The organism is Frateuria sp. (assembly GCF_013362045.1).
In the GTDB taxonomy this organism is placed as follows: Bacteria; Pseudomonadota; Gammaproteobacteria; order Xanthomonadales; family Rhodanobacteraceae; genus Frateuria_A.
Window position 1 is genome coordinate 1 of record NZ_JABFWW010000169.1, and the last position, 2,390, is coordinate 2,390.

3 protein-coding genes are annotated in these 2,390 nt (G+C 69.2%); 2 read left to right on the plus strand and 1 reads right to left on the minus strand.

Annotated features, from left to right (window positions below):
• Window positions 1–334, minus strand: a 334-nt coding sequence (locus HOQ08_RS08060) for an exodeoxyribonuclease III (protein ID WP_291193111.1), incomplete at its 3' end; no start/stop codon positions are given.
• A 126-nt stretch (window positions 335–460) separates the two neighbouring features.
• Between HOQ08_RS08060 and cls the strand changes: the two genes are divergently transcribed.
• Both cls and HOQ08_RS08070 read left to right on the plus strand, forming a co-directional pair.
• On the plus strand, window positions 461–1,717 hold the full coding sequence (cls, locus tag HOQ08_RS08065; protein WP_291193113.1) for a cardiolipin synthase: 1,257 nt from the start codon (window positions 461–463) through the stop codon (window positions 1,715–1,717).
• 27 nt (window positions 1,718–1,744) lie between these two features.
• Window positions 1,745–2,390, plus strand: a 646-nt coding sequence (locus HOQ08_RS08070; protein ID WP_291193115.1) for a phosphatase PAP2 family protein, incomplete at its 3' end; no start/stop codon positions are given.

Genomic DNA, 2,390 nt, shown 5'->3' on the forward strand with positions numbered 1-2,390 from the left:
GGTTGCCATTGGGCAGGTACACAGACGCGATGCGCAGGCCGCCTGCGCGCGCCTCGAGGTAGCGCGCCTGTCCGTCCTCGCCGTCGGAGGGCAGGCCCCGGCGCAGCTCGATCGGCGCGCCGTCGCGTGCGAGCACCGCCACGCCGTGGTGCCGCGGCTGGCCGTGCCACACGGCGTCGTAGCCCGCCTCGCGCAGCGCCTCGATCGGGAAGCGCGGGTCGCTGGTCTTGATCTCCTGCAGGCAGGCGACGTCGGGCCGGGTCTCGTGCAGCCACTCCAGCAATCGCGGCAACCGGCCGTTGACACCGTTGACGTTGAAGGTGGCGATGCGCATGGGGCGATCTCATCAAGCGCCACTGCACGGCCCTGTAGGCCGGTTTCCAGAGATGGAGAAGGGGCCGCACAGCACGCAGGGCCGACGATAGGATGAGATGCGTCCTTCCTCAGCTCACCCCAGGCAGTGTTCATCGCCACCGTCCTCGTCACGCTCCTCGTCGCGCTGGTCTACGTGAACCTCGCGGGCGCGGAGCACAAGACGATCAGGAAGGTCGAGCACCTGTACCCGGTGGACGATCCGCAGTTCCGGCGCGCGATGGGGCTGATGATGGGACCCGCGATCGTCGACGGGAACTGCGTCGATGCCCTGGTCGATGGCGACGAGATCTTTCCCGCGATGCTGGCGGCCATCCGCGCTGCCCGGCGCACCGTTCTCTTCGAGACCTTCATCTACTGGTCCGGCGCCATCGGCGAGGAGTTCGCGGACGCGCTGGCGGAACGCGCGCGCGCCGGCGTCAAGGTGCACGTGCTGCTCGACTGGGTGGGCAGCACCCGCATGCAGGACAACCTGCTGGAAAGGATGCGGCAGGCCGGTGTCGAAGTGCGCAAGTACCACCCGCTGCGCTGGTACAACCTGTCGCGGCTGAACAACCGCACGCACCGCAAGCTGCTCATCGTCGATGGCCGCATCGGCTTCACCGGCGGCGTGGGCATCGCGCCGCAGTGGTGCGGCCATGCGCAGGACCCCGATCACTGGCGCGACAACCACTTCCGCGTGGAGGGCCCGGTCGTCGCGCAGATGCAGAGCGTGATGCTCGACAACTGGACCAACACGGCGGGCCAGGTGCTGCATGGCGCCGAATACTTCCCGGCGCTCGAGCGTGCAGGCGACCAGCAGGCGCAGATGTTCGCCAGCTCGCCCGAGGGGGGCAGCGAAAGCATGTTGATGATGGTGCTGTTGGCGATCACCGCCGCCACGCGCACCATCGACCTGTCCAGTGCCTACTTCGTGCCCGACGCGGCCACCCGCGACGCGCTGGTGGCCGCGGTGAAGCGGGGCGTTCGGGTGCGCGTCATCACGCCGGGCAAGCACACGGACACGATGACCGTGCGGCGTGCCTCGCGCGGCCTGTGGGGCGAGCTGCTGCAGGCGGGCGTGCAGATCCACGAGTACCAGCCGACCATGTACCACTGCAAGGGCATGATCGTCGACGGGCTGATGACCTCGGTGGGATCGACCAACTTCGACATGCGGTCGTTCCGCATGAACGACGAGGCCAACCTGAACGTCTACGACGCCGGGTTCGCGCAGCAGATGACGCAGGTGTTCGAGGCCGACCTCGCGCGGTCCCGCCGCATCACCTACGAAGCCTGGAAGGGCCGGCCGCTGTCCATCCGCCTGCAGGAGCAGGCCCTTGCGATGTTCGGGTCGCTGCTCTAGCGGCGCAGCCGTCGCCGCCTCCTCGCCATGGACCGCGTCATCCCGTTGCCGCAGTTCCGCCAAACCGTCGCGGCGGGGTGGATCGCTGCGCTGGCACTGCTGTTCGGTGCGCTCGCCGCCGACCTGGTGATGCATGGGCCGGTCACGCGCCTCGATGCGCCGGCCAGTGCCTGGTTCGCCGCCCACCTGCGGCCATCGACCACGCAGCTGATGCTCGCGGTGAGCGCGGCGCACGAGACCCGCTCGATCTGCGTCCTGGCCGCACTGCTGGCGATTGGCCTGGTACTCACGCACCACCGCCACTGGCTGGCGCTGCTGGTGGTCGCCGTGCCCGGCGGGCTGGTGCTGAACGCGCTCGTGAAGCTCGCCTTCGAACGCGCGCGACCGGCGTTCGACCACCCGCTGGTGCATCTCAGCACCTTCAGTTTCCCCAGCGGCCACGCAGCGGGCGCAACCGTCTGGTGGGGCTTCGTGCTGGTGCTCTGGTGGTCGCGCGAACGCGGCGTTGCTGCGCGTGTCGCCGGGACCATTGTCGCCGTCGTTTTCGTGCTGCTCACCGCGCTGTCGCGCGTGTACCTCGGCGCGCATTACCCCAGCGACGTGCTGGCCGGGATCGTCGAAGGCGCGCTATGGCTGCTCGCCTGCTTCTGCGGCGCGCAGGCGCTGGCGCACC